At 73.5% G+C, this 24,269-nt stretch carries 21 protein-coding genes; 7 read left to right on the top strand and 14 right to left on the bottom strand.

Translation table 11 applies throughout. The features are described from left to right. The first annotated feature begins 471 nt into the window (after positions 1–471). Both EST54_RS01145 and EST54_RS01140 read left to right on the top strand, forming a co-directional pair. Positions 472–825: a YciI family protein gene (locus EST54_RS01145; RefSeq protein ID WP_129243890.1), complete on the top strand. Its 354-nt coding sequence runs from the start codon at positions 472–474 to the stop codon at positions 823–825. Between the two features lie 8 nt (positions 826–833). Continuing rightward, positions 834–2,066: an RNA polymerase sigma factor gene (locus EST54_RS01140; protein WP_129243887.1), complete on the top strand. Its 1,233-nt coding sequence runs from the start codon at positions 834–836 to the stop codon at positions 2,064–2,066. A gap of 70 nt (positions 2,067–2,136) precedes the next feature. On the opposite strand, the gene EST54_RS01135 is transcribed toward EST54_RS01140, so the two are convergent. Next, positions 2,137–3,489 carry an MFS transporter gene (locus EST54_RS01135; protein WP_129243884.1) on the bottom strand — a complete coding sequence of 451 codons (1,353 nt, stop codon included), beginning with the start codon at positions 3,487–3,489 and terminating at the stop codon, positions 2,137–2,139. 188 nt (positions 3,490–3,677) lie between these two features. Between EST54_RS01135 and EST54_RS01130 the strand changes: the two genes are divergently transcribed. Further along, on the top strand, positions 3,678–4,502 hold the full coding sequence (locus EST54_RS01130; protein WP_129243881.1) for an alpha/beta fold hydrolase: 825 nt from the start codon (positions 3,678–3,680) through the stop codon (positions 4,500–4,502). Beyond that, positions 4,499–5,788, top strand: a complete 1,290-nt coding sequence (locus tag EST54_RS01125; protein ID WP_129243877.1) for a cytochrome P450 — start codon at positions 4,499–4,501, stop codon at positions 5,786–5,788. Before EST54_RS01130 ends, EST54_RS01125 begins: the two co-directional genes overlap by 4 nt. Positions 5,789–5,812: 24 nt before the next feature. Here EST54_RS01125 and EST54_RS01120 read toward each other — a convergent pair whose 3' ends face one another. The 10 genes from EST54_RS01120 to EST54_RS01075 are packed head-to-tail and all read right to left on the bottom strand — an operon-like array spanning position 5,813 to position 17,384. After that, complete coding sequence (locus tag EST54_RS01120; RefSeq protein ID WP_167511456.1) at positions 5,813–7,396, bottom strand: ABC transporter ATP-binding protein; 1,584 nt, start codon at positions 7,394–7,396, stop codon at positions 5,813–5,815. Beyond that, the gene (locus tag EST54_RS01115) at positions 7,375–8,268 is read right to left on the bottom strand and encodes an ABC transporter permease (protein ID WP_129243871.1); all 894 of its coding nucleotides are present in this window, start codon (positions 8,266–8,268) and stop codon (positions 7,375–7,377) included. The genes EST54_RS01120 and EST54_RS01115 overlap by 22 nt, the downstream gene beginning before the upstream one ends. Next, positions 8,265–9,218: an ABC transporter permease gene (locus tag EST54_RS01110; RefSeq protein WP_129243869.1), complete on the bottom strand. Its 954-nt coding sequence runs from the start codon at positions 9,216–9,218 to the stop codon at positions 8,265–8,267. Before EST54_RS01110 ends, EST54_RS01115 begins: the two co-directional genes overlap by 4 nt. Then, positions 9,215–10,798, bottom strand: coding sequence for an ABC transporter substrate-binding protein (locus EST54_RS01105; protein ID WP_129243866.1), 1,584 nt, complete (start codon positions 10,796–10,798; stop codon positions 9,215–9,217). Before EST54_RS01105 ends, EST54_RS01110 begins: the two co-directional genes overlap by 4 nt. A 54-nt stretch (positions 10,799–10,852) precedes the next feature. Further along, entirely contained in the window at positions 10,853–11,644 is a 792-nt protein-coding gene (locus EST54_RS01100) for a class I SAM-dependent DNA methyltransferase (protein WP_129243864.1), read from the bottom strand. A 2-nt stretch (positions 11,645–11,646) separates the two neighbouring features. Beyond that, positions 11,647–13,017 (bottom strand): MFS transporter, encoded by a 1,371-nt coding sequence (locus EST54_RS01095; protein WP_244942417.1) that lies wholly within the window; start codon positions 13,015–13,017, stop codon positions 11,647–11,649. Beyond that, entirely contained in the window at positions 13,014–14,102 is a 1,089-nt protein-coding gene (locus EST54_RS01090; RefSeq protein WP_129243861.1) for a dipeptide epimerase, read from the bottom strand. The genes EST54_RS01095 and EST54_RS01090 overlap by 4 nt, the downstream gene beginning before the upstream one ends. Then, positions 14,099–15,268, bottom strand: a complete 1,170-nt coding sequence (locus tag EST54_RS01085; RefSeq protein WP_129243859.1) for a PLP-dependent cysteine synthase family protein — start codon at positions 15,266–15,268, stop codon at positions 14,099–14,101. The genes EST54_RS01090 and EST54_RS01085 overlap by 4 nt, the downstream gene beginning before the upstream one ends. Further along, positions 15,265–16,131, bottom strand: a complete 867-nt coding sequence (locus EST54_RS01080) for a Rossmann-like domain-containing protein (RefSeq protein WP_129243856.1) — start codon at positions 16,129–16,131, stop codon at positions 15,265–15,267. The genes EST54_RS01085 and EST54_RS01080 overlap by 4 nt, the downstream gene beginning before the upstream one ends. Beyond that, the gene (locus EST54_RS01075; RefSeq protein WP_129243853.1) at positions 16,128–17,384 is read right to left on the bottom strand and encodes an ATP-grasp domain-containing protein; all 1,257 of its coding nucleotides are present in this window, start codon (positions 17,382–17,384) and stop codon (positions 16,128–16,130) included. The genes EST54_RS01080 and EST54_RS01075 overlap by 4 nt, the downstream gene beginning before the upstream one ends. A 188-nt stretch (positions 17,385–17,572) precedes the next feature. Between EST54_RS01075 and EST54_RS01070 the strand changes: the two genes are divergently transcribed. Beyond that, on the top strand, positions 17,573–19,057 hold the full coding sequence (locus EST54_RS01070; RefSeq protein WP_129243851.1) for an alpha/beta hydrolase: 1,485 nt from the start codon (positions 17,573–17,575) through the stop codon (positions 19,055–19,057). Positions 19,058–19,101: 44 nt separating this feature from the next. On the opposite strand, the gene EST54_RS01065 is transcribed toward EST54_RS01070, so the two are convergent. Genes EST54_RS01065 through EST54_RS01055 form a run of 3 tightly spaced genes read right to left on the bottom strand, consistent with a single transcriptional unit; the run spans position 19,102 to position 21,923 of the window. Further along, a complete protein-coding gene (locus tag EST54_RS01065) occupies positions 19,102–20,319 on the bottom strand; it encodes a cytochrome P450 (RefSeq protein WP_129243848.1) in 1,218 nt (405 codons plus the stop codon). A gap of 40 nt (positions 20,320–20,359) precedes the next feature. Then, positions 20,360–21,724: an NAD(P)/FAD-dependent oxidoreductase gene (locus tag EST54_RS01060; RefSeq protein ID WP_129243845.1), complete on the bottom strand. Its 1,365-nt coding sequence runs from the start codon at positions 21,722–21,724 to the stop codon at positions 20,360–20,362. Continuing rightward, positions 21,714–21,923 carry a ferredoxin gene (locus EST54_RS01055; protein ID WP_129243842.1) on the bottom strand — a complete coding sequence of 70 codons (210 nt, stop codon included), beginning with the start codon at positions 21,921–21,923 and terminating at the stop codon, positions 21,714–21,716. Before EST54_RS01055 ends, EST54_RS01060 begins: the two co-directional genes overlap by 11 nt. A 600-nt stretch (positions 21,924–22,523) precedes the next feature. Between EST54_RS01055 and EST54_RS34385 the strand changes: the two genes are divergently transcribed. Further along, the gene (locus EST54_RS34385) at positions 22,524–23,177 is read left to right on the top strand and encodes a hypothetical protein (RefSeq protein ID WP_129243838.1); all 654 of its coding nucleotides are present in this window, start codon (positions 22,524–22,526) and stop codon (positions 23,175–23,177) included. A 354-nt stretch (positions 23,178–23,531) separates the two neighbouring features. Further along, the gene (gntA, locus tag EST54_RS01045; protein ID WP_129243835.1) at positions 23,532–24,209 is read left to right on the top strand and encodes a guanitoxin biosynthesis heme-dependent pre-guanitoxin N-hydroxylase GntA; all 678 of its coding nucleotides are present in this window, start codon (positions 23,532–23,534) and stop codon (positions 24,207–24,209) included. Positions 24,210–24,269: the final 60 nt, after the last annotated feature.

Genomic DNA, 24,269 nt, shown 5'->3' with positions numbered 1-24,269 from the left:
AGGAGCTCCGGTCCGGGGCACCGCCGAGCGGCCGGCGCGCGCCTGCCTCCCACGCGCCGCGGGCGGTACGCGCACCGGCCCTCCCCGCCCTGCCCCCACGGGCGGCGGAGGAGCGCGCACGCTGCCTGCCGGATGGGTTGTGCACCTGGCCGCCACCGCCTCCCACCCCCCTGCCCAGGGCCGGACGGGGGACGACTGCCCGCGAGAGACAGGCTTCCGCCTCCGCGCGTACCCAGACGGGTATCACCCCGGGGTGGTCTTCGAACGTGGGCGGTCGTGCATTCCCCCGAAGGCATGCGGCAGCGGGAGGACCGCGGGCGGCCGGTCGGGACGGCCGCGCCGGGCCGCGCTCGGGCGGCGGAAAATTTTCCGGCCGGTCGCGTCACCGTGTCGATCCGGGACGGGGCCGTTCGTATAGAGGGTGAGAGGCCGGCGAGACGCCGGCGCAGCGATCGGCCGAGGAGGCACACCATGACGCATTACCTGCTCAGCATCTACCAGCCGGACGGGCCCCCGCCGTCGGCGGAGTTCCTGGAGCCGATCATGCGGGACGTGGAGGCCGTGAACGCCGAGCTCAGGGCCGCCGGCGCCTGGGTCTTCTCCGGGGGGCTGCACCCGCCGAGCACGGCCACCGTGGTGCGGCAGAAGGACGACGAGATGCTGATGACGGACGGGCCGTACGTCGAGGGCAAGGAGCACATCGGCGGATTCACCGTCATCCAGGCACCCGACCTCGACGCCGCCCTCGAATGGGGCCGCAAGCTCGCCCGCGCCACCACCCTCCCCATCGAGGTCAGGCCGTTGCAGCACGGATCCTGCGGGTGACATCCGGCATGGCGAAGGCGACCGCGTGGGACGTGGAGCGGGTGTTCCGCGAGGAGTACGGCCGTGCGGTCGCGGTCCTGGTCCGCGTCTTCGGTGACATCGACGTCGCCGAGGAGGCGGTCCAGGACGCCTTCACCACGGCGATCGAACGGTGGCCGTCCGCGGGGCTGCCCCCGAGCCCGGCGGGATGGATCATCACCACGGCCCGCCGTCGGGCCCTCGACCGCCTGCGCCGGGAGCGGTCCCGCGAGGACCGGCAGGCGCAGGCCGCGCTGCTGCACGCCGCCGGGGAACCGGCCGAGGAGGGGCCCGTGCGCGACGACCGGCTACGCCTGATGTTCACCTGCTGCCATCCTTCGCTCGCGCCCGCCGCCCGGGTCGCCCTGACGCTTCGGCTGCTGGGCGGGCTGACCACCGCGGAGATCGCCCGGGCCTTCCTGGTGGCCGAGCCGACCATGGCGCAGCGGCTGGTCCGGGCCAAGGGCAAGATCCGCGATGCGCGGATTCCGTATCGGGTGCCGACCGATGCCGACCTGCCGGACCGTCTGCGGGCCGTCCTGGCCGTGGTCTACCTCATCTTCAACGAGGGCTATGCGGCCGGTTCGGGTGCGGCGCTGGTCCGCGCGGACCTCTGCCGGGAGGCGATCCGCCTCGGTCGACTGCTGGCCGAGCTCATGCCCGACGAGCCCGAGGTGCTGGGCCTGCTGGCGCTCATGCTGCTGACCGAGTCGCGGCGGACCACCCGCACCGGACCGCAGGGCGACCTGGTGCTGCTGGCCGACCAGGACCGCAGCCGCTGGGACCGCGCCCTCATCGACGAGGGCCAGGCCCTGGTCCGGCGGTGCCTGCGCCGCAACCGGCCCGGCCCGTATCAGATCCAGGCGGCGATCAACGCCGTCCACAGTGACGCGCCGACCGCGGCGGCCACCGACTGGGCGCAGATCCTGCAGCTCTACGACCAGTTGCTCGCGCTCGCCCCCAGCCCGGTCGTGGCCCTCCACCGTGCGGTCGCGGTGGCGGAGGTCGAGGGACCACAGGCGGCGCTCGCGCTCGTCGACGGCCTCGCCCTCGACCGCTATCACCTCTTCCACGCCGTCCGCGCCGATCTGCTCCGGCGGCTGGGCCGCACCGCCGAGGCGGCCGCGGCGTACGAGCGGGCGATCGACCGCACCGACAATGCGGCCGAACGCCGCTTCCTGCAGCGCCGCCGTCAGGCGCTGCCTCCGGTGCACGAGGAATGACCTGCGCGGGCACGGAGGCAGCGGGCCGGATCCGCGACTGCCTTGGTCGGCTGTCCCGGCGGCGAGCCGCTCAGGTCAGCTCTCGTGCGCGGGTCTCCGGCAGCGCCAGGACGCACAGCAGCGAGAGGACCGCCATCGCGCTGAGGTACCAGCCGACCGACGCGGAACCGAACGCCGACTGGAGCCGGGTGGCGACCAGCGGAGCGACCGCGCCGCCCAGGACACCGCCCAGGTTGTAGGCGAGCGAGGCGCCCGAGTAGCGCACCCGCGTGCTGAACAGCTCCGGCAGGTATGCCCCCATCGGGCCGTACACCACGCCCATGCAGAACAGCGCGCCCCCGACGCCGAGGGCGATCAGCACCGGCTGTGCGGTGTCCAGCAGGGGGAAGAGCACCAGTCCCCAGCCGGCCGCGAGGACACTGCCGGCGAGGATCAGCCTACGGCGGCCCGCCGCGTCGGAGCGGGTGGCGGCGAGCCAGGTCCCGGCTGCCAGGAAGAGGCAGGCGACGAGGGAGAGGCCGAGCATGGTGCTGCGGGCGATGCCGAGGGTGCCGGTGGCGTAGGCGAGACAGTAGGTCGTCGCGGTGTAGAAGAGGCCGTAAGCAACGATCATGCCGCCAGCGGCCAGCAGCAGTTCGCGCGGGTGGGTGCGCAGCACGTCGACGACGGGCACCCTGGCGGCTTCCTGGGCGTCCCGGACCTTGGTGAACACCGGTGTCTCACTGATCTTCAGACGGACGAACAGGCCGACGCCGACCAGCAGGAACGACACCAGGAACGGCACCCGCCAGCCCCACGAGCGGAACGCCGCGTCGTCGAGTACCGACGACAGCAGCCAGAACACCCCGGTGGCCGCGAAGAACCCCACGGACGGGCCGAGTTGCGGGAAGGCGGCGTACAGCCCGCGCCGGGAGCGCGGCGCATGCTCGACCGCGAGCAGCGCGGCGCCGCCCCATTCGCCGCCGAGCCCGATGCCCTGGAGGAAGCGCAGCAGGGTCAGCACCACCGGTGCCCAGATCCCCCAGGTGCCGTAGCCCGGGAGCAGTCCGACGCAGGCGGTCGACAGACCCATCAGCAGGAGGGAGACCACCAGGACGGATTTACGGCCCACCCGGTCGCCGAAGTGGCCGAAGAGCACCGAGCCGAGTGGCCGTGCGGCGAAGGCCACGGCGTAGGTCGAGAACGACGCGAGGGTGGCGTTGACCGGGTCGAGCGTCGGGAAGAACGCCTGGTTGAGCACGAGCGCGGCGGCCGTGCCGTAGCAGTAGAAGTCGTAGAACTCGATCGCCGTCCCGATGAACGAGGCCACGGCCACCCGCCGCAGGCTCTCCCCACCATCCCCACCCGTCTTCGCAGATCTCTCTGCTGGTCCCTCTGCTGACGTCTCTGCCGACGTCTCTGCTGATGTTGCCTCACTGGTCATCAGCGCACTGTCACGCTGGGTGCAGGGGCCGGTCAAGAGGAACCGGGGCCTGTCCCGGCTGCTGAGACGGCGTCAGGCCCACGGCAGGGGACGGGCCGTGGCGCTCTTGCAGGGCGGGGAGGTGATGGTCACTGTGGACGGACGTGGCCCTCGGCCGTCGGCACGTACGCACCAAGTCTGGAGTGAGCGTGGCTTCTTTCGTTCTGCCTCATGCCCTGCACGGCACCGGGCCGCACAAGGTCATCGCCGTGCACGGGTGGTTCAGCGACAGGTCGGCCTTCGACCCGGTCCTGCCGGATCTCGACCGGGACGCGTTCCAGTACGCGGTGGTCGACCTGCGGGGCTACGGCGAGGCACAGGGCGCGGCCGGCGCGTACACCACCGGCGAGGGGGCGGGCGATGTGCTGGCGCTCGCCGACCGGCTGGGCTGGGACCGGTTCTCGGTGGTCGGACACTCGATGGGCGCCGGCGTCGCCCAACGGGTGCTGGCCGCGGCACCGCGGCGGGTGCGACGGCTGGTCGGCATCTCCCCGGTCCCGGCGTCCGGGCTGCCCCTGCCGCCGGAACAGTGGGAGCTGTTCTCCTCCGCCGCCCATGCCCCGGAGAACCGCAGGGCCATCATCGACCTCACCTCCGGCGGGTGCCGCCCGGATGCCTGGCTGGACCGGATGGTGCGGCATTCGGTGGAGCGCAGCGATCCCACGGCGGTCCGGGCCTGGCTGGATTCCTGGTCCGGGGAGGGGTTCGAGGCCGAGGTCGACGGCTCGGCGGTGCCGGCGCTGGCGGTGACCGGAACCCTGGATCCGGCGCTGACCGCCGAACTGACGCGCCGGACCTGGATGCGCTGGTACGCCAACAGTGAGCTGATCGAGCTGGTATCGGCAGGTCACTATGCGATGGACGAAACACCTCTGGAGCTGATCCGGGTCGTGGAGGACTTCCTGCGTGCCGACGGAGACGACGACGGCGGCGGTGAGGGCGACGGCGAGGGCGACGGGCCGGGCGCGGGATGACGGGGCCCGCGGCCGGCGCCGGGGAGCCGCGGCTGCCGGACGTATTCGACCCGCGCGGTTATGTGGACGGTCTGCCGCACACGGCGTACCGGCTGCTGCGCGACCGGCATCCGGTGGCCTGGCAGGAGGAGCACGAGGTGCTCGGCTGGCCCGCCGGTCCCGGCTTCTGGGCGGTCACCCGCCATGCGGACGTCGTACGGGTCCTGAAGGATGCCCGCACCTTCTCCTCCTGCCTGGGCGCCACCCAGATCCGGGACCCCGACCCGGCCGATCTGCCGTTCATCCGCCGCATGATGCTCAACCAGGACCCACCGGACCACGGCCGGCTGCGGCGTGCGGTCAGCCGTGCGTTCACCCGCGGCCGGATCGACCGTTTCGGCGCGGTGGTGCGGCAACGGGCGCGCGGGCTGCTGGCCGCGGCGGTCGATACGGCACTCCGGGAGAACGGGGTGTGCGACCTCGTCGGCGCCGTCACCGACGAATTCGCCCTGCTCAACCTCACCGATCTGCTGGGCGTGCCGCCCGGTGAACGCGGGCTGCTGCTGGACTGGACCCGGCGCGTCATCGGCTACCAGGACCCGGACGAGGCGGCCCCGGTCCAAGCGGGCCCGGACGGGCGGCCCGCCGACCCCCGCTCCCCCGCGATGCTCCAGGACATGTTCGCCTTCGCGCGGGAGCTGGCCGCCCACAAGCGGCGGCATCCGGGCGATGACGTCATGACCACGCTCGCCTCGGATGCGGAACTGGCCGTGCCCGAGCTGGAGATGTTCTTCTTCCTGCTGACCATCGCCGGCAACGACACCGTCCGCAGCGCGGCCCCCGGCGGGCTGCTGGCCCTGGCCCGGCACCCGGAGGCGTACCGCGGGCTGCGCACCGGAGCCCTGGGGATGCCGGCAGCGGTGGAGGAGTTGCTGCGCTGGCATCCGCCGGTGCTCAGCTTCCGGCGGACCGCGGCGTACGACACCGAGTTGGCCGGGCGTTCGGTGCGCGCCGGGGACAAGGTGGTCGTCTTTCACGGTGCGGCGAATTACGACGAGCGGGTCTTCGCCGCCCCGCACCGGCTGGACCTGACCCGCGCTCCCAATCCGCATGTCTCGTTCGGCGACGGCCCGCATGTCTGCCTGGGCGCACACCTCGCCCGGCTGCAATTGCGGGTGCTGTACGAGGAGACCTGCCGTCTGCTGCCCGCTCTGGAGGTTGCCGCACCACCACGGCGGCTGGTGTCGAACTTCATCCATGGGCTGAAGTCACTGCCGCTGCGGCTGGTGGACGTGGCGTCTTCGTAGCCCCCGGCGCCCGGAATCCGTGCGCTACCGGTGCGGTACGGGGCCGTCCGGGAGTGACCGCGGGTCGGGTGCCGTCTGCAACAGGGCGGCGGTGAGGGCGTGTCGGGGAGCGGTGCGCAGCCGGTCGGCCGGGCCCTGCTCGACGAGCCGGCCCGCGTCGAGCACGGCGAGGTCGGTGGCGAGGGCCGCGGTGTCGCGGCCATGGGTGATGAGGACCAGGGACAGGTCCGGATCGGCTCGCAGCAGGCCATCCAGGTGGGTGAGCAGGCTCCGCCGCGTGACGGTGTCCAGGCCGGAGGTGATTTCGTCGCAGATCAGGACCCGGGGGCGGGCCAGCAGGGCGCGGGCGAGCGCGGCGCGTTGCAGTTCGCCGCCGGAGAGCTCGGCCGGGGTGCGGCGTACGAGGTCACCGGCGAGGCCGAGGGAGCGCAGGGTCCGCTCGGCGTCGGCCGTGGCCTGGGGCCGGGGGCGGTGGCGCAGCCGGATGGCGCTGCGGGCCACCTGGTCGAGGACCGGGCGGTGGGCGTCGAAGGCGGCCCGGGCGTCCTGGAAGACGTACTGGACCGCGGCCAGTTGCTCGCGGGTCCGGTCGCGGAGGCTGCGGGGCAGGACGGCGCCGTCGAGCAGGACCTGTCCGTCGTAGGTCCGGTGGAGTCCGGCCAGGCATCGGGCCAGGGTGGTCTTGCCGCTGCCGGAGCGGCCCATGACGGCGGAGCAGCCGGGCGGGAGCCGGAGTTCGGGGACGTGCAGGACGGGGGACGTGCCGTGGCGGGCGGTGAGACCGCGCACCTGGAGAACGGTGTCCCGGGGCGGGGCGGCGATCCCGGCAGGCTCGGCGGGCTCGGCGGGCTCGGTCCGGGTGAGGAGTGCGCGGGTCCAGGAGTGCCGCGGGGAGCGCCAGAGCTGTTCCGGCGGGCCGGATTCCACGATGCGGCCGGCGCACAGGACATGGACCTCGTCGGCCAGTGACCGTACGACCTCCAGGTCGTGGCTCAGCAGCAGGACCGCGATGCCCTGCCGGGCCACGGCGGCCAGTTGGCGGGCGATCTGCTGCTTCGTCAGGGCGTCCTGGCCGGTGGTCGGTTCGTCCGCGACAAGGGTCCCGGCGCCGGTCAGCAGGGCCTGGGCGAGGACCATCCGCTGCTGCTGGCCGCCGGAGAGCTGGTGGGGGTAGCGGTGCAGCAGGGTGTCGCCGTCGGGTATCCGGGCCCGGGCGAGCGCGCGCAGCACCCGCTCCCGGACGGCGGGGCGGCGGGCGCGGCGCGGCAGGTGACGTACCTGGGTGCGGGCGATGTCCTGGAGGAGGGCGGCGACCGGCCGGGCGGGGTTGAGGACGGTGGCGGGGTCCTGGGGGACATAGCCGACGAGGGCGTCGGGGACCCGCACCTCGCCGGTCACCGTGGCGCCGGGCGGGTACTCGTGGAGCAGGGCGCGTCCGGTGGTGGTCTTGCCGCTGCCGGAGGCGCCGATGAGCGCGGTGATCCGGCCGGGTGCCAGCCGCAGGCTCACCCCGTCGACGAGGGCGCGGCCGCCGACTTCGACCCGCAGGTCCTGGATCCGGGCGGTCTCGTTCTCGGTGTTCGCTGTCACGGCGTGGGCTTCTCCCATCGGCTCGGCCCGGGGTACGGATCGTCGGCAGGGGGGTGGTCGGGCCGCGGTTCCCGTGCCGCTCGCGCACCGCGGGCACGTCCGGTGAGGGCGGCGTCGAAGAGCAGGTTGGTGCCCATGGTCAGCGCCACGATCAGCAGGGCGGGCAGCGCGACGGCCCAGGGCTGGACGAACATGCCCGTGCGGTTGCGGTCGACCATCACCGCCCAGTCGGCGGCGTCCGGTGCGGCGCCGACGCCGAGGAAGGCGGCCGTGGCCACCAGGTACAGCACGCCGGTCAGCCGCACCCCGGCGTCGGCCGCCAGGGTGCGCAGCGCCGAACGGGCCACATGGCCCAGGGCCGTCCGCGCCCAGGACTCGCCCTGCATGCGCAGCGCCTCGACCACGGGACGCGAGGCCGCCTCGGCGGCGGCGGCCCGGACGGCCCGGGCGGCGTCCGGGATGTTGACCAGGGCCACCAGCAGCGCGATCCCCGCGGCGCCGGGCCGTATGACCGCCGCCACCAGCAGGATGAGCAGCAGCGACGGCACCGCGAGCAGGACGTCCAGCGGCCGCATCAACAGCTCGTCCAGCCACCGGCGGTGGGTCAGCGCGCTGAACAGGCCCAGCGGCAGTGCCACCGCGTAGGCCAGCGCCGTCGCGGCGAGCGCGGCCACGACCACCGGGCGGCCGCCGAGCAGCACCTGCCGCCAGACGTCCCGGCCGACGAAGTCGGTGCCGGCCAGGTGCCCGCCGCCGGCGGTGAAGGAGGCGGCGTGCGGTCCGGGCTCGCCCGCGAACAGCGGGCCGAACAGGGCGAGAAGCAGCGGTACGGCGAGGATGGCCAGGGCGCAGGCCCAGCGTCCGGCGCGGCCGGGCCCCCGGCGCGTCACGCCACCACCCCGGCTCGGGGCGTACAGCGGAACACGACCGTGTCCGCGGCGAGGTTGAGGACGACGGCGGTGCCGGCGAAGACGACGGCCAGGCCCTGGAGGACGGGGACATCGCGTTCCGCCACGGCGTTCATCAGGACCGTGCCGAGTCCGGGAATCACGAAGAGGGCCTCCACGACGATGACTCCGCACAGCAGCCAGTCGACCGTGCGGGCGAGCTGCTGGGCGGCGGGTGCCAGGGCATTGGGCAGGGCATGGGCGTAGCGGATGCGGACACCGGGGATGCCGTAGCGGCGGGCGTGCGCGATGTAGGGCGCGGCCAGGGCGTCGATCATGCCGGCCCGGACCAGCCGCGCCAGCGAGCACACCGGCCGGGACAGCAGCACCAGCACGGGCAGCACCAGCACCGCGGGGTGGGCGAGCAGCTCGCCGCCGTAGCCGACGGCGGTCGGCGGCAGCCACCCCAGGTGCAGCGCGACGACGGTGACCAGCAGCACCCCGAAGGCGAACTCCGGTACCGCGTACACGGCGAGGGTCACGGCGCTGATGAGCCGGTCCACGAGCCGTCCTTCGTACCGGGCGGCCAGGACACCGAGGCCGCCGGCGAGCGGGACGAGCAGCAGCAGGGTGAGCGCGGCGAGCAGCAGGGTCGGGCCGAAGCCGTCGGCGAGGTAGGAGCTGACCGGCCGGCCGGAGACCAGTGAGCTGCCGAGGTCGCCGTGCAGCAGCCCGGCCGCCCACGCGCCGAAGCGTTCGGCGGCGGGCCGGTCCAGGTGCATGGCCTCGCGGAGGGCCGCGATCCGTGCGGGGTCGGGCTGATCGCCGGCGAGGGCCACCGCGGCGTCGCCGGGCAGCGCCTCGGTGAGGGCGAAGACGAGCAGCACGACGGCGGCGGTCTGCCCGGCGCCGAGCAGCAGCCGGCGGAGCAGCCAGGACCGCAGACCGGTCACGCGAGCCACACCTTGTCGAAGCGGGCCCAGTCGAGCGTGTTGGCGGGGGCCCGGCGGTCCACCCCGTGGACGGTGCGGGCGGTGCCCAGGATCCAGTCGGCGAAGCCCCAGACCAGGAAGCCGCCCTCGGCGTACAGCCGGCGCTGCATGCGGGCGTACACGGCGGCCCGGTCCTTGGTGTTCCGGGTGGACTGGGCCTGCTGGTAGAGCGCGTCGAAGTCCTTGTGCCGCCATTGGGTGGCATTGGTGGTGGAGGCGGTGAGCAGCCGCTGGGAGACGTGCGATTCGAGGGGCATCGCGCCGGAGCGGTAGCAGCACAGGGTCCCGGAGTCGAGGGTGTCCTGCCAGTAGCTGTCCTTGCTGCCCATCGCCACCTTCACCCGCACTCCGGCCTTGGCGGCCTGGTCGCGGAAGATGGCGGCGGACTCGGTGAATCCGGCGGCGACGGCCGAGGTGTCCAGGGTGACCCGGAGCCCGTCGGCGCCGGCCTGCTTCAGCAGATGGCGGGCCCGGTCGAGGTCGGGTGTGCGTTGCGGCAGGTCGTCCGCGTAGAACTGGTATCCCTTCCCGAACAGGTCGTTGCCGATCTCGCCGGCTCCGGAGAGCGCGCCCTGGACGAGTTCCTTGCGGTCGGCGAGGAGGAAGAACGCCTCGCGCACCCGCCGGTCGTCGAACGGCGGCCGGTCGGTCTTCATCGCGAACGCCTGCATGGCGCTGTTGCGCAGCCTGATGATCTCGATCTGCCCCTTGCCCTCGTGTGTGCGGGCGGTGGTCGGGGTGAGCTCATGGGCGTATTCGACCTGGCCGCCCAGGAGGGCGTTGAGCCGCGCGGACTCCTCGTTGGCGACCAGGAATTCCAGGTGCTCCAGGTGGGGCGGGCCGTCCCAGTAGTCGTCGTGGCGCCGGAAGACGGCGGACCGTCCGGGTGCGAAGGACACGAAGCGGAAGGGGCCGCTGCCGACCGGTGCGGTGAAGTCCTTGGTGCCGTCGGGGACGATGTAGGCGCCGAACGCGGCGAGCAGATTCGGGAATTCGGCGGTGGGCCGCTTCAGGACGAATGCGACGGTGCGCTCGTCGACGGCCCGGCTGGCGGTGAGGTCGAGGGGCTCCAGCGAGGCCTTGGCGCGGAAGGCCTTTTCGGGGTCGGCGATGCGCCGGTAGCTGTAGAGGACGTCCCGGGCGGTGACCGGCTTGCCGTTATGGAAGGACGCCTTGCGCAGGCGCACCGTCCAGCGGTCGAGGCCGGCGTTCGGCTCCCAGGACGCGGCGAGCCGGGGCCGGGCGGAGAGGTCGGCGCCGAAGTCGGCGAGCTTGTCGAACAGCGCCTTGGCGCGGGCGACATCGGCGAAGAGGTTGGCCTGGTGCGGGTCGAGGGTCTCATTGGCGCCGCCGCCGGCGAACGCGGCGCGCAGCCTGCCACCGCGCCGGGGCCGGCCGCCGGCCGCGGCGTCACCGGAGGCGGCGGGGCCGGTGCATCCGGTGAGGGCGAGTGCGCCGAGGCCGGCGGCGCCACCGGCGGCGAGGAAGCCGCGGCGGCGCAGGCCGGGGAAGCGGGAGTGGGGAACGGGACCGTCGTACATGGCGGTTTCCTTGGTGTGGGCGGGCGGAGGAGAGGTCACGGCGGAGGCGGGGCGTCAGATGCTTTCGGTCAGCCGGGCGACGAGGTGGAGCCGGTCCCCGTCGGCGGACGTTCCCGGCGCGGCGCCCTCCTGCCAGGCGGGCACCGTCCGCGGCCCCGGCCCGTCGTGCAGTTCGAGGACGTGGAAGCCGTGCGCGGCGAGCACCCGGTGCAGTTCCTGCGGGAAGAGCAACCGCCATGCGGAGCGCTGCTCGTGCGGCGGGGAGCCGTCGTCGGCGGTCCAGACGCGGGTGCGGCGCAGGAGTTGGGCCGTGCGGTCGACGGACAGTGTGGTGGTGGAGGTGTAGGCGGTGCCCTGCCAGGTGAAGTCGTGTACGCCCGGGGCGTCGAGCAGCTCCGTCCGGCCGAGGAAGAAGGCGCCGTTGCGCATTTCGGCGACGAGCAGTCCGCCGGGCACCAGACCGCGCCGGCAGGAGGCGAGGAAGCCGTCGAGGTCGGCGTTGGTGTGGCAGTAGAGCAGGGCGCTGTCCAGGCAGACGACCGCGTCGAAGGGGCCGGCCGGGAGGTCGAACCCACGCAGGTCGGCCCGTATGTACGTGGGCCCCGGGTGGTGGGTGCGGGCGTACGCCAGCATCGCGGCGGAGAGGTCGGCGCCGACCACGCGGCGGCCGGCCCGGTGCAGCTGCGCGGCGTCGCGGCCGGTGCCGCAGCCGAGGTCCAGGACGCGTCGGCCCGCACGGTGCCGTCGCAGACAGTCCTCGGCCCAGCGGCCGGCCAGCCGATCGGCGTCGGGGAAGCGTGCCTCGTACAGCTCCGGGTTGTCGGTGAGCAGGTTGGCGCTGGTCATGGTCACCCTCTCTCCGTCGCCCGGGCCGGCCCGGCCGTCGTCGCCTCGGCCGTCGTCGCTTCGGCCGTCGTCGTCCCGTCCGGCGCGGTCGCGGCGGGCACTTCCGCCGGCGCGGGCCGGTCCGTCTCCTCCCCCGTCGTCCGCCCCGGCAGCCCCCGCAGCCGGTGCAGCCAGGTGACTCCGGCCGCGGAGAGCAGTCCGAAGGCCAGGCAGCACGCCCACGGCAGCCAGGGCGTCCGCATCCGCGACCCGGTGTCCATCGCCCAGCCGACAACGGTGTTGCCGACCGCGGCGGCGACGCCGGAGACGACGTAGAACAATCCGAAGTAGGTGCCGGTGAGTTCGGCGCGGCCGAAGGCGGGGATCAGCTCCATCACGAACGGCTGGGCGATCATGACGCCCAGATAGAGCAACAGCGCCCCGGCCAGTACCGGAAGGGCCCGCAGCACGGCTTCGCCGGGGCCGCCGGGCGGCGCGTCCAGGCCCGCGACGACCATCGGCGGGACGAAGGCCAGGCCCATCAGGACCAGCCCGGCGCCGATCCACCGTGCCCGCTCCCCGCGTTCCTTGAGCGCCCGCGTGAGGCGCATCTGGAGCGCGAGGTTGGCGAGGGTGCCGACGAGGAAGACCAGGCCGGCCGCGCCGTCCCAGCCGGTGGCCCGCCGCGCGCCGTCGGGCAGCAGCAGGTACAGCTGGTTCTGCAGGGTGAACATGCCGACCATGGCCAGTGCGAAGGCCAGGAAGACGCGGTTGCCGAGCACCTCGCGCCAGTCGGCGAGGACCCCGCCCGCCGCCGGGGCGACCTCGCAGGCGGGCAGCACCAGGGCCTGGGCAACGGTGAGCACGGCGAAGAGCGCGGCGGCGGTGAGTGCGGCGACCCGGAAGTCGACGAGCAGCAGGGCGCTGCCGAGCAGCGGCCCGACCAGGGCACCCGTGGTGGCGAAGACGTTGAAGAGGGCGAACGCCTCGGCCTGCCGGCTGCCCGCCTGCTGCGCGAGGAAGGCGCGCACGGCGGGGTTGAACAGCGCACCGGCCAGCCCGCTGAGGACGGACGCGGCGAGCAGGACGGCCAGGCCGTCGCCGAGCGCGAACAGCCCGAAGCCGAGGGTCCGCAGCGCGCAGCCGGCGATGATGACGCCGCGGGCGCCCAGCCGGTCGGACGCCGAGCCGCCGATGAGGAACAGCCCCTGCTGGCTCAGATTGCGCACGCCGAGCACGATGCCGACGACCGCCGCGGACATCCCCAGGTCTTCCCCCAGGTGCACCGCGAGGTAGGGAATGAGCAGATAGAAGCCGGTGTTGACGCCGAACTGGTTGACCAGCAGCAGGCGGATGGCGAGCGGGAAGCCGCGCAGCTCGTGCCAGGTCTTCACTGGGGGGTCTCCTGTCCGTGGGCCGGTGTGCCCGTCGTCCGGTGCCGGCGGGCCGGGCGGACGCCGAGGCCCGGGCCCCGGCCGGCGCGTACGGTGCCGTCCGTGCCGCCGATGCCGGTCCAGGGGTCGTGGGCGAGCAGCAGATGGCCGTCGAGGTCGGTCCAGCGGGCGCGGTCGGCGAGGTGGACGGCCGGCGCGAGGCCGAGCGTGCTGGCGGTCAGGCAGCCGAGCATCAGCTCGGTGCCGGTGCCGGCGAGCAGGTCGGCGATGCGCAGCGCGGCGGTGACCCCGCCGCATTTGGCGAGCTTGACGTTGATGCCGTGCACCCGGCCGGCCAGCCGCCGGGCGTCCTCCTCGCCGACCGCGTCCTCGTCGGCGATGACCGGCAGCGGTGACCGTTCGGCGAGCCCGGCCAGCGCCTCGGGGTCTCCGGGGGCGAGCGGCTGCTCGACGGCCTCGACCCCGAGTGCGGCGTAACGGGGCAGCAGGACATCGGCCAGGGCCGGGGTCCAGGCGCCGTTGGGGTCGAGCAGCAGCCGGGCGTGCGGGGCGGCGTTGCGGACCGCCAGGACGCGGTCGAGGTCGTCGTCGGGGTCCGGGACACCGGCCTTGATCTTGAGGACGGAGAAGCCCTGCCGGGCCAGCCGGGCAGCCTGCTCGGCGGCCGCGCGGGGCGAGGTGATGCCAAGGGTGCGGGCGGTGGCGGCACTTGGCGCCTCGGGGGTGCCGAGCAGCCGGTGCACCGGGCGGCCGGCGCGCTTGCCGACGAGGTCGAGCAGCGCGGACTCCACCGCCGCGGTCACCGCCGGCGGCGTACCGGGCGCGGGCAGTTCGCCCGCCCGCAGCGCGTCGAGCGCGGTCTCGGGGGTGGCGCATCGGGCGAGGTCCGACGCGACGTCCCGCAGCCACCGTTCGATGGTGGCGGCGTCCAAGCCGTAGTACGTACTGGTGACGGCCTCTCCGTAGCCGCGGTGCCCCTGGTGCTCGACGGCGAGCCAGACGGCGTCGCGGGCGGCCATCGTGGAGCGGGAGATCCGCAGTGGTTCGGCCAGTTGAAGTCGTACGGTGCGGTGGCGGATCTTCACGGTGTCTCTTCCCGGGTGGTGCGGCGGTCGGGGCGCGGCGCCGCGGTGGCGGAGGGCGCGCGGGGCGGGCGCCGGCCGGTGGGGTCGGGCGAGCCGTCGTCAGCGGGGGTGAGCGGGTCGGCGACGGTCCGGCACCGGGTCCACCCCGTCGCCTCGGCGGCCCGTGGGTGCGGGATCTCGACGGGGCGGGTGGCGGCACGGGTCAGGTCCAGGCCGTGGGCGGCGGCGAAGTCGTCGTCGTAGACGCTGTGGAGGTAGCGCTGCGGCCCGTCGGGGAAGACCGTGGCGACCACGGCTCCGGGGTGGACGCGCGCGGCCCATGCGGCGACGAGGGCGGCCGCGCCGGTGCTCCAGCCGCCGCTGACGAAGTTGCCGGTGGCCAGCCGGCGGCAGGCGTCCGCGGATTCGGCGGGGCCCACCCAGTGCACCTCGTCGAAGGCGTCGTAGGCGACGTTGCGCGGGTGGATGCTGCTGCCCAGGCCCCGCATGAGCCGGGTCCTGGCGGGCTGGCCGAAGATGGTCGAGCCGGTGGCGTCCACGCCGATCAGCCGCAGGTGCGGCCAGTGCCGGCGCAGCGGGCCGATGACGCCCGCGCTGTGGCCCCCGGTGCCGACGCTGCACACCAGGATGTCGAGGTGGTCCAGTGCGGCGGCCAGCTCGGCGGCGAGCGAGGCGTAACCGGCCACGTTGTCGGGGTTGTTGTACTGGTCGGGCCAGTACGCGCCGGGCAGCTCGGCGCGCAGCCGGCGCAGCCGGGCCAGTCGGGCCGCCTGCCAGCCGCCCTCGGCCGCCGGCCGGTCGACCAGTTCGAGGCGGACGCCGTAGGTCCGCAGCAGGCGGCGCATCGACGGCTCCAGCTCGGTGTCGCCGACCAGCACGACCGGATGGCCCAGCGCCTGACCGGCGAAGGCCAGTCCGATGCCGAGGGTGCCGGAGGTGGACTCCACCACGGGGGCGCCGGGCGGCAGTTCGCCGCGTTCCCGGGCGCCGAGCAGCATGGACACCGCTGCGCGTGCCTTCATGCCGCCCGCGCCGAGCCCTTCGAGCTTGGCCCAGAAACCGGGGTGCGGGCAGGGCAGGTCGGTGGTGACCCGGGCGAGCGGGGTGCGGCCGAGCAGGCCGAGCAGCTCCCGGTTGCCGGTGGGGCGAAGGAGGGCCGTGGTCACCGGGCGGCTCCGGGTGCCCGGTCGCGGTAGCGGTGGATGGTGCCGGGCCCGCCGTCGAGCCAGAAGAACGGGTAGGGCTCGGCACATACCGCGCTCACCCCGGAGCCGAGGAAGCGCGGCAGCACCGCACTCCCGGTCTGCGCAAACATCACCAGGGGCGTGCCGTGCCGCAGTGCGTGGTCCCGTAGGGGCTCGAAGCTGCCGTTGCCCAGGGTCATCCCGGAGGCGAGCACCGCGTCGCAGCGCTCCAGTTCGGCGAGCGCGTCGGTGCGTACGGTCTCGCCCCACTCGGTCGTGCCGCCCTTGAGGTCGCAGGGCACGTACGACATGCCGCGGGCACGCAGCGCCGCCAGCAGCGAGTTGACCACTCCGACCACCAGCACCCGCGCGCCGGGCGGGGCATCGAGCAGCCCGGTGACGGCCCGGGCCCTGGCCCGCGACTTCCGCAGGGACGATCCGGCCGGCAGGGACCAGGGCCGCGCCCCGTGCGCCGGGGTGTGCGGCAGCACCTGCATCAGGTACGCGTCCAGCGCGGCCACCCGCACCGGGCGCAGCGGGTGTGCCAAGAGGCGGGCGACGTCGGCGCCCACACAGTCCTCGACCGCGGCGTCCGGCAGCGCGCCGGGCTCCACGGCGCAGGAGCCGACCGCCGCGTCCAGCCGCAGGCTCAGCACTTCGTTGCGGTAGCCACCGCTGCGGCCCTCGTGGCGTACGGCCTGCCGGGTGCTGAAGGCCACGGTGATCCGCCGGGTACGCGGGTCGGGCCCGAACTCGCCGTCGAGGACCCGGGTCACCAGGTCGTCGTACGAGGCGGCCGGCGCCGGGGTGGTCACGACGGGGGTGCGGGTGAGTGCCGTGTTCATCGGTTCACCACCCGCGGGCGCAGCCCGGACAGCAACGTCTCGACCCGGCGGCGGGCGGCCGGGCCGTCGGCATCGCCGGCCATGACGTGTCCCAGGTATGCGTTGTTGCTGCCGGTCTCGTTGACGGCCCGGCCGGGCTCGGCGAGGTGGAGTTCGAGCACGTCCGGCGCCTGGCGCACGAGGTCGCCGCCGTCGATCTCCGCCAGCACACCCGCGTTCTGCGGCACGAGGAAGCCGATCGCTGCGCTGCGCAGCCCGGTGTCCCGGGTCCGCAGATCGGGCCGCTGTCCCAGCGCCACGTCGACCGCGGCGGCGGCGAGGTCGATGCCGGTGACGTGGCGGACGAGTTCGGTGATGCGGTTGCCGGCCGGCCGCGGGTTGACCTCGACCAGCCGTGGCCCGTCGGGCGTCAGCTTGATCTCGGTGTGGGCCACGACGCCGTCGAGGCCGAGCGCCGCGATCGCCCGGCGGGCGGTCTCCCCGGCCGCTGCCGCGTCGTCCGCCGGGATCTCGGCGGGGAACATGTGGCCGGTCTCGATGAAGGCCGGTGCCCCGCCTACGCTCTTGTCGGTCACCCCGACCACCTGGGTCTCGCCGTCGAACGTCACGGTCTCGACGCTGACTTCGGGCCCCTGCAGCAGCTCTTCGAGGAGGAGCACGGGCGCCCGGCGCTGACCGCGCGCATTGACGGGGAAGTCGTCGAGCGCGCGGCAGGCGGCGACCAGCTCCGCTTCGTCGTCGATGCGCCGGACGAACATGCCCGCACACAGGTCGACGGGCTTGAGCACCAGCGGATATCCGATCTCCGCCGCCGCGACGGCGGCCGCGGACCGGTCCACGCAGACCGCGAAGCGGGGGCCGGGCAGCCCGGCGGCGGCGAGCAGCCGCCGGGTCACGTCCTTGCGGCAGGCGGCCTCGACCGCGGCGGGCGCCGGGCCGGGAAGGTCGAGGCGGCCGGCGATCCGCGCGGCCGTCGGGAGGTAGTAGTCGCAGGACGTGAGCACCCCGTCGAAGCCGAGCGCGGGGTGCAGCCGCTCGACGTACGGCAGCAGGGTGTCGAGGTCGTTGGTGTCGGCGGTCAGCACGTGGCGGGCGCCGAGCAGCGGGTGGGCGGTGCCCTCGGGCGCGGTGCGCAGGTAGTGGTGCAGATCGCGGGTGAGGAAGGTGAACTCGTGTCCGGCTTCCCGGATTGCGCGCGGGAGCAGCCTGCTCATCGCGCCGACCCAGCTTTCGACCATCAGCAGATGAGCCACGGTTTCCCTTCGTCGCGGGCGGTGTGGGGCGTGGTGGTGGCACGTCCCCGGGAGTGGCGGAGCCCCGGTGAGAACCGCCGGGCTTGACCGAGCCACACTGTAAACGATAATCATTTTCAACACCAACGCCAGCCTCCACACCCTCCGCCCCCGCTCTGCTTCCTCGCCCTCCGATTGCGAGATCCGTGATGTCTGCCGCACGCCGCACGGGACTGCTCTGCGCCCTCGCGGTCACCGTCGCCGCCCTCCCGGCCGCCCCGGTGCACGCCGCTCCCCCGGCCCCCGCCCTCCACTTCGGTGCCTGCCCGGACTCCGTACCGGCCCCGCCCGCCCCCGACCGCGTCGAATGCGCCCGTCTGCACGTCCCGTTGGACCGCAGCCACCCGGACGGCAAGCAGCTGCGCCTCACCGTGTCCCGCGTCCGCGCTTCCGGACCGGCGTCCGAACGGCGCGGCGTCCTGCTGGTCAACCCGGGCGGGCCCGGCGGCCCCGGCCTGGCCTACGCCGTGACCAAGCGCGCCAAACTGCCCGAGCGGGTGCGCCGTTCGTACGACGTGATCGGCTTCGATCCGCGCGGCACCGGCCTCAGCGCACCCGCGGACTGCGGGCCGATGGGCGGTCTCTTCGACAGCCCGGGGCCGGATCCGGTGCCGACGGGGCGGACGGCCGAGAAGGCCTACCTCGACGGGCTGCGGCGGACCGCGGACGACTGCGCCCGGGGCATCAAGGACGCCCTGCCGTATCTGTCGACCACGGAGACCGCCCGCGACATGGATGCCATACGGGCCGCGCTCGGCGAGCGCCGCATCGGCTTCCTCGGCGTCTCGTACGGCAGCTACCTCGGCGCCGCGTACGCCGCCCAATACCCGCACCGGGTCGGCCGGATGGTGCTGGACAGCGTCGTCGGGCCCTGGGAGTGGTACGACTTCGATCTCCGCCAGAGCCGGGCGCTGGTGCGCCAGCGGGCGGTGTTCTTCGCGTGGGCGGCCCGCTCCGCGCGGCGGTTCGGGCTCGGTGCCGACGCGGCGGCGGTGCGCGCCGCGTACCAGCGGGTGCGTGACGGGCTTGCGCGGCGCCCCGTGCACGGCTTCGGCGCGGCGGAGTTCGACCGCACCGTGTACCGGGCACTGGGCCGCACCGAACGCTGGGCGGGCCTCGCCGAGGGCCTGCGCGGCTACCTGCGTGACGGCACCGTCGGGCCGCTTCGCCCGACAGAGCCCTTCGACGGCGCCGCGTCACGTACGTATGAAGCCGCCAACCGCACCGTGAAGTGCGCCGACGGGCCGGCGCCCACGCCGTCCCGCGTCCTGGCCGACATCCGGCGGATGCGGCGGCTCGCCCCGCGGCCGGTGCTCACCGGCATGGAGGCCTCGGTGTGCGCGTACTGGCACCACCGGCCCGCACACCCCACCCCGCTCGGCAGCCCCCAGGCCCCGCCCGTTCTGCTGATCGCTTCCGCGCACGACCCCGTCACCCCCATCGAAGGGGCCCGGGCACTACAGCGGCGGCTCCCCGGTGCACGCCTGGTCACGCTGCACGACGACTACTCCCACGGCGTGTTCGCCAGCCGGGGCAACCACTGTGTGGACGATGCGGCCGCGGCTTATCTGGTCGACGGCAGCGTGCCGCGCACCGATGTCCACTGCACGGGGCCCGGACTGCCCACCCCCTGACCGGCCCCGTACCGGAGCCCCGCAGTGCTCCGGTTGCCGCACGCTCACACCCCGCCGCGCTCGATGAACAGATGCCGCGGACCGCGCAGTACCGGGCTGCGCCGGTACTCAGGCGGGTCCTCGACCAGGCGCGGGGTGTCGAGGTGCTGGAGGAGCTCGTGCAGCGCGATCTGCGTCTCCAGACGGGCCAGCGGCGCGCCGAAGCAGCTGTGCACCCCACTGCCGAAGCCGAGGTGCTGGTTGTCCTCGCGCGCCGGGTCGAAGCGGTCGGGGTCGGAGAACCGCCGGGGGTCACGATTGCCGGAGGCGAGCATCAGGATGAGGGGGGAACCCCGCGGAACCGTGATGCCCGCGACCTCGACGTCGGCCAGCGGGGTGCGCTGCGGCAGCATGTGGACGGGTGGCTCGAAGCGCAGCAGCTCCTCCACCGCCCTGGGCATCAAGGCGGGTTCGCCGCGCAGGCGCTCCAGCGCCTCGGGGTGGCGCAGCAGGGTGAGCATGCCGTTGGTGATCAGGTTGACGGTCGTCTCGTGCCCGGCGATGAGCAGCAGGACGGCGGTGGTCATGGTCTCCAGCGGGGTCAGCTGCCCGCCGGGGCCCGCGTCGTTGACGAAGGCGGAGAGCATGTCGTCGGACGGGTGGCCGCGGCGCCGCTCGGCGAGCTCGCCCAGATACAGCCCCATCGCCTTCCGTGCCTCCGTGCCGGCCCGCTGCCGCTCCACGGGGTCCTCCCCGGGCGTGGGGTCGAAGCCTGCCACGATCGCGTCCGACCACAGACGGAACCGCGGCTCGTCCTCGGTCGGTACGCCCAGCAGCCGGCAGATCACGGTGACCGGAAGCGGATAGGCGAAATCGTCGACGACATCGATCCGTTCCCTGCCCTGGAAGCCGGCGATGAGGTCCCGCACGATGCGGGTGATCTCCTCGTGCATGCCGTCGATCCGGTCCGGTGTGTGGGGCGGGCCGAAAGAGCGCATCGCCAGGCCGCGCAGCCGGTGGTGCTCGGGGTCGTCGAGTCCGATGAAGGACGGCGGCAGCGCCTCCGCCGCGCCCGCCGTCTCGTCCGGTGCGGTGCGGTGGCGCCGGTCCGAACTGATCCGAGGGTCGTGGAGCAGGGCTGCGATCTCGTGGTACGTCCCGACCAGATAGCTGCCGTCGTCCTGTCGCGCCACCCCGTTCTCGCGGAGTTCGGCGTAGAGCGGATAGGGGTCGGCACGGTGCGTGTAGTCGGTGATCCGCTGGAACAGGGTGTCCGCAGCCATGGGCGGGGGCTCCTCATCGCTAGGGCGTGGCGGTGTGGTCTCAGCGGGCCGGCCGCAGCACGGTCAGGCGCCGGTCCGGCAGGTGGCCGGTCAGGGCGACGGTCGGACCGTGCGAGAGCACCTTGGGGTCCGGTACGTCGGAGGGCATGGGCACCGGGGACTCCCGCTGGTCGGCGGCGCCCGGCGGGGGCGGGAACGGCGCTGCCGTCTCGATCAGGCGCTCGTAATACTCCAGCGACCGGGCCTGGTTCACGCTCACGGCCGCGGTGACCCGCCCCCGGTAGCCGTAGACGGCGACCAGCCGGGCGTCCTTGAGCGAGCCCTGGGCGATGACCACCTGGTCGGAGAAGGTGGGCACCCCGACAGACTTGATGTTGAGGCCGAACTGGCTGGACCAGAACGCCGGTACCGTCAGGTGCGGGCGTCGGCGCGGCCCGGGGTTGACCATGTTGTGGGCCGCCACCTCCGCTTGGGCCACGGCGTTGCCCCAGTGCTCCAGGGAGAGCAGCTGATACTCGAAGAGCGGGTGCGGGAACCGGGCCACATCACCGGCGGCGAAGATGTCGTCGGTGACGATTCCGTACATGTCGAAGGCGCGGCACCCCGCGTCGCAGGTCACGCCCCGGGGGCCCGCGGCGAGCCCCGATTCGGCAAGCCACTCGGTGTTGCGGACCGCGCCGAGCGCGATGACGGCGATGTCGGCGTCGATCCTCGTCCCGTCGGAGAACTGAGCGCCGGTGAGCCGGTCGTCGCCCTCCAGGGCGGTGACCGTCACCCCGCAGCGCAGGTCGACGCCGTGCGCACGCTGGAGCTTCGCCGCAAGCTCGCCCAATGTCCCGCCGAGCGCGCCGACCAGAGGCGCCGGCCCCCGCTCCGCAACCGTCACATCGAGTCCGCGCTCCCGACAGGCGGACGCGATCTCCGAGCCGGTGAACCCGGCACCGACGACCAGCACCCGGCGCGGTCGGGCGTCCAGACACTTCGCGAGTCCGACCGCGTCCTCCCTGGTGCGCAGGGTGAACACCCCGTCCATGGCGGCCTCGTCCAGGTTCGGCCAGGGCCGGGCACGGGTGCCGGTGGCGATCAGCAGCCGGTCGAAGGGTACGTCCGCACCATCGGCGAGGAGCACCCGCTTCCCGACCGGGTCGAGCCCGGCGGCACGCACACCGAGCTTCCAGTGTGCGTCGAGCCGACGGCGCTGCGGCAGCCCGGTCCTGTCCGCGGGTACCTTCCCGAGCAAGACCTGTTTGGACAACGGCGGCCTGTCGTACGGGGGATGTTCCTCGTCCCCGATCAGGGTCAGCGAGCCGGCGAAACCCTCCGCACGCAGCGTCTCGGCCGCCCGCAGACCGGCGAGCGACGCTCCGACGACGACGATCCGGCCGCCGCGTGATTCACCGAGCACCGGCGCCTGCCTCCTCGCCCACGAGGATCGCCTGCACCGGACATGCGGCCACGGCCCGCCGCACCCGTTCCCGCTGGTCTTCCGGGACGACCGGGGTGTACAGCAGGCTCTCCTCGCCGTGCATCGTGAAGACGCGGGGGGCCAGGAACGCGCACTGCGCATAGCCCTGACAGCGATTGAGGTCGACGACGACATGCATCCCGAGCCACTCCTCCCGCTGCCGGTGCCCGTCATACCCGTCGCCTCTGTCTACTGCCGATCCCGGTGCGGCGCAGGCTATGCGGGGCCATTCGGGGGGGTTGCGCAGAGTGCTCGGCAAAGGCGGCCCGAGGGCCGTGAACCCGGTCATTTCCAGGAACGGACGCGAACGGACGGGAACGGACGGCGGCAGGGCACCGACACCCAACGCGAACGCCGCCCCCCACACCCACTCCCACTCCCACACCCAACAAGACATGACACCGAACAAGTCCATGACACCGAACAAGGCCATGACGAGCCTTCGATCAAAAGCCTCAAAGGAGTGAAAAACGGGTGGAGTTCGGTTCTACGGCGCGACGGCCCGCGGGGCCCCTGCCATCTCCCGGATGGCTCATTACAGACTCTTTTCTTCCCTGCTCAGAGAGTCTGGAGAAGACCCCAACTCCCCGCAGCGGAAGGCGGGTTCGGCGGCAACATTACTCTCATCGACCAAGCACCCCCAGGACAAGGACAAAAGACCTTGGGTTAATTGCGGAGAGAGATGAGTAACATCCAGCCAACCGCAGATCGATCAGGCGAGAGAGAGCAGGCTGTTGTCATGTCAGACTCGGAGTTCGCTGCACAGGTTGCTGCCAAGCTGGAGCGCATCACACACGACATCGACGAGCTGCAGAAGCTCAGGGCGAAGCTGGAGGACATCCAGCTGCACCTCGGAACTCCGGCACCGGAGGAACCCGTCGCGCCGCAGCCCGCGGAGGCCGACCCCGAGGTGGCGCCGCCGGTGACGGTACCCGCGGCACGACGACCGGACGCCCCCGCGCCGAAGGCGAAGCCGGCGAAGAAGCCGGCGAAGAAGGCCCCGGCCAAGGCGGCGCGGAGCGCGACGAAGCCCCCGGCCAAGGTTGCGGGCGGCACGAAGAAGACACGGAAGGCCACGACGTCCCGGGTCAAGGCCCGCCAGAAGAACTCCACTCGCGCCGACCGCGTGCTCGCGCTGCTCGACGAGCAGCCGCGCACCGTGGCGGAAGTGACCAAGCTGCTGGGACAGGAGCACCCGGACCACGGCGCGCCGGAGACCGCCGTGCGCAACACCCTGGAGACCTCGCTCGTCGCCAAGGGACTGGCGCACCGCAGCAAGCAGGGACGCAGCGTCTTCTACTCCCGCCCCGCCCCCGCTCCCCAGGCCGGTACCGGGACCAAGGCGAAGGATGCCGTGGAGGCCGCCGAGGAAGCCGCGCCCGCCTCGGCCTGACCCGCGTTCCCCGATCCCGTCTGCCACCCAGCCACCCCGCGGCCGCCCCGGCTGCCGCAGCCGGCGGACGGGACGGATCAGCCGACCGTCCGAGCCGCCGGCGCAGGGCTCGGACCGGCCGACCGGTGTCCGGGGCGTGCGGGCCCCGGCAGCCGCGTGGCGGGCCGGAGCGTGCCGAAAACGGCCGCGATCGGACCGCCGCAGCCGCGGTCCTGACGCTGTCGGCGGGGGTGCGCCGAGGGGGCTCTCCGGATGTATCTTGACGAACCGGCCTCGACCGATCTTGACTGCCAGGGTCCTACTCCCAACCGGGCCCCACCTCGGGTAATGCCCCCCTCACCGAAGGTCACGAACATGACGGTTGAAGCCATCGCCACCTCGGCCGCCACCGCCGCCACCGAAGTCGGGCAGTTCCTGCTCGGCGATTCCTTTGCCTGTCTCGCGGGCCGGTCGGCCTGGCGACAGGGGGGCATCACGCACCGCCATTACACCTGGTTCGGGGATGATGCGGCGGCCGAGCAGATGGCGGCCGATCTGCAGGCGTATGTGGAGGCGGTGGACTGGGCCGCCAAGCCCTTCACCAGCTTCGTGGCCACCTTCTCGGGTCCGCTGCAACTGGAGGAGACCGAGTTCGAGCAGCTGCTGTGGCAGCACCTGCAGGCGGTGCACGACCATGACAGCCGCTCGCACCCCTGGGCCGAGGGGTACGACCCCGACCCGTCGTCAGGTGCGTTCGCGTACAGCGTCGCCGGGCACCCGTTCTTCGTGATCGGGCTGCACGAAACCCACCGGCGCATCGGCCGCCGCCCGCCCTTCCCGATGCTGGCCTTCAACTCGCACGACCAGTTCAACCGGATCAAGGCCGCCGGCCTGTGGGACCGGCTGCAGGAGAAGATACGCAAGCAGGACATCCTTCTGCAGGGCGACATCAACCCCAATCTGCTGGAGTACGAGAAGCTCTCCGAGGCCCGTCGCTACTCGGGCCGGCCCAAGCCGGCCGACTGGGCCTGCCCGTTCTCCGCGCGGGTCTGAGGCCCGACGACTCCCTCCGACAAGCGGCCGGGCCGGGCGGCCCGGCCGACGCAGGCCCGC

Origin of the sequence: Streptomyces sioyaensis (assembly GCF_004122735.1) — a bacterium.
GTDB lineage: Bacteria > Actinomycetota > Actinomycetes > Streptomycetales > Streptomycetaceae > Streptomyces > Streptomyces sioyaensis.
The sequence above is the reverse complement of the archived record's forward strand: the minus strand, read 5'-3'. Positions and strand labels throughout refer to the sequence as shown.

Coding starts and splice junctions, on each gene's coding strand:
- EST54_RS01145 (WP_129243890.1), top strand. CDS start 472: ATGACGCATTACCTGCTCAGCATCTACCAGCCGGACGGGCCCCCGCCG.
- EST54_RS01140 (WP_129243887.1), top strand. CDS start 834: ATGGCGAAGGCGACCGCGTGGGACGTGGAGCGGGTGTTCCGCGAGGAG.
- EST54_RS01135 (WP_129243884.1), bottom strand. CDS start 3,489: ATGACCAGTGAGGCAACATCAGCAGAGACGTCGGCAGAGACGTCAGCA.
- EST54_RS01125 (WP_129243877.1), top strand. CDS start 4,499: ATGACGGGGCCCGCGGCCGGCGCCGGGGAGCCGCGGCTGCCGGACGTA.
- EST54_RS01120 (WP_167511456.1), bottom strand. CDS start 7,396: ATGGGAGAAGCCCACGCCGTGACAGCGAACACCGAGAACGAGACCGCC.
- EST54_RS01105 (WP_129243866.1), bottom strand. CDS start 10,798: ATGTACGACGGTCCCGTTCCCCACTCCCGCTTCCCCGGCCTGCGCCGC.
- EST54_RS01100 (WP_129243864.1), bottom strand. CDS start 11,644: ATGACCAGCGCCAACCTGCTCACCGACAACCCGGAGCTGTACGAGGCA.
- EST54_RS01080 (WP_129243856.1), bottom strand. CDS start 16,131: ATGAACACGGCACTCACCCGCACCCCCGTCGTGACCACCCCGGCGCCG.
- EST54_RS01070 (WP_129243851.1), top strand. CDS start 17,573: ATGTCTGCCGCACGCCGCACGGGACTGCTCTGCGCCCTCGCGGTCACC.
- EST54_RS01065 (WP_129243848.1), bottom strand. CDS start 20,319: ATGGCTGCGGACACCCTGTTCCAGCGGATCACCGACTACACGCACCGT.
- EST54_RS01055 (WP_129243842.1), bottom strand. CDS start 21,923: ATGCATGTCGTCGTCGACCTCAATCGCTGTCAGGGCTATGCGCAGTGC.
- EST54_RS34385 (WP_129243838.1), top strand. CDS start 22,524: ATGTCAGACTCGGAGTTCGCTGCACAGGTTGCTGCCAAGCTGGAGCGC.
- gntA (WP_129243835.1), top strand. CDS start 23,532: ATGACGGTTGAAGCCATCGCCACCTCGGCCGCCACCGCCGCCACCGAA.